3 protein-coding genes are annotated in these 1,428 nt (G+C 32.7%); 2 read left to right on the forward strand and 1 reads right to left on the reverse strand.

Annotated features, from left to right (window positions below):
- A partial coding sequence (locus tag BG20_RS04525; RefSeq protein ID WP_010191435.1) for a phosphatase PAP2 family protein occupies positions 1-307 on the forward strand: 307 nt, incomplete at its 5' end.
- On the opposite strand, the gene BG20_RS04530 is transcribed toward BG20_RS04525, so the two are convergent.
- Positions 296-607 carry a hypothetical protein gene (locus tag BG20_RS04530; protein WP_010191437.1) on the reverse strand — a complete coding sequence of 104 codons (312 nt, stop codon included), beginning with the start codon at positions 605-607 and terminating at the stop codon, positions 296-298. The genes BG20_RS04525 and BG20_RS04530 overlap by 12 nt on opposite strands.
- 139 nt (positions 608-746) lie before the next feature.
- Between BG20_RS04530 and BG20_RS04535 the strand changes: the two genes are divergently transcribed.
- The gene (locus tag BG20_RS04535; RefSeq protein WP_010191439.1) at positions 747-1,415 is read left to right on the forward strand and encodes a coiled-coil domain-containing protein; all 669 of its coding nucleotides are present in this window, start codon (positions 747-749) and stop codon (positions 1,413-1,415) included.
- Positions 1,416-1,428: the final 13 nt, after the last annotated feature.

Genomic DNA, 1,428 nt, shown 5'->3' on the forward strand with positions numbered 1-1,428 from the left:
AGTAAAGATTAGTCGTGATACATTTGCATTATTCTGTGAGGGTGGGTTCAACGCCTCTTATCCGTCTGGGCATGCAGCACGAACTATTATTTTTGCAATAGTGATTGGGTATGCACTATCTGAAAGATTTCCAAGAGGGGCATACTTGTTGTTTCTCTATCCCGTATTGGTATCTCTAAGTAGAGTGTATGTTCTTCAACACTATCCGATGGATGTTATTGGTGGTACCATACTTGGTATAATGCTAGCAGGTGTATTGGCAAAAAGAACAAAACTATACAAAATATTTGATAAATCAAAATCCTAATTCTGCAAAACTCTTACTACTTATCAAAACAATCGCATAATGATTTTCATCATAATGATATGTCCAATATCTGATGTCTCTAACTTCATTTTTTTGTCTAAGTGCGTATGTGACACCAGTTGTTACTGTGTATCCAATTCTTTTTGCAAGTTTTGATTCTTTTGGCATTAGTACTCTAAACCCTTCCTTTCTATTGGTAAATCCTAATTTTACCATGTCTTCTACCGCGTCTGATGCATCTTTGACATCCCTTAGATCATATGTCTTTGATACTGGTAAATCTTTTGGATGAAATTCCATCATGTTTTATTAGTTGTCTCTACTAATATTTTTTCAAAAAATCGATTTTTGCGATCAATGTATGTTAATTTTCTTAACAGGTAAGTCAAATCATGATTATATTCACAACTTAACCGACAGATTTGTTTTTACTTGATTATTGACATCTTTAGAAAAATTAGTAATTCAACTAAGACAAAAAAAACAAAAAGCAGCTAATCTGAGAAAAAAAGCTGAAAGACAACTACAACAAGTACGTTCACTTGAAAAAAGATCTTCATCTGGGTTACATTCCCTAGATAGAAAAATTGAATCAGAAAAAGAGAATGTAACTGATGTTTCCGGAGTATTAACTCAAAAAACATCTCAATTAGAAAGCATACAGAGACTAGTTGCATCTGCCAATGAGCGTCTTATTCGTGAAAATCAGGCACTTGTAGATGCTGAACAGGAACTAGAATTTGCTAAAAATCCAGAGGAAGAAAACACTGCTAAATCTAAATTGGCTATAATTAATGAAAAAATCCAGGAATTAGAGTCTGAGATAAAAAACCGGGAAAAAACCGCAAAAAAGATTACCGAAGAGGTCTCTAAAATCAGTGAAATTAAATCAAAAATTAACACACAAATTCAAAAGCAAACTAAATCAAAACCTACCTTACGTGAAACAATGAGTGAAAGTCATAAGGCTGCTCAAAAATTTGCCAAGGAATTAGAACAAAAAGCTAAAGCAGAGGAATCTGCTAAAAAAGCACTTGAAAAAGTAACTTTACAACTTCAAGAATTACTTGCTAAAAAAAGAAAATTGCAAAAAAACGTAAACCTGTAAAATCCAAAAAAGG

The sequence above is a fragment of the Candidatus Nitrosarchaeum limnium BG20 genome, from assembly GCF_000241145.1.
Classification (GTDB): Archaea; Thermoproteota; Nitrososphaeria; order Nitrososphaerales; family Nitrosopumilaceae; genus Nitrosarchaeum; species Nitrosarchaeum limnae.

Bases quoted from the DNA above. Each gene is read 5' to 3' on its own strand.
- BG20_RS04530 (WP_010191437.1), bottom strand. From the start codon at position 607: ATGGAATTTCATCCAAAAGATTTACCAGTATCAAAGACATATGATCTA.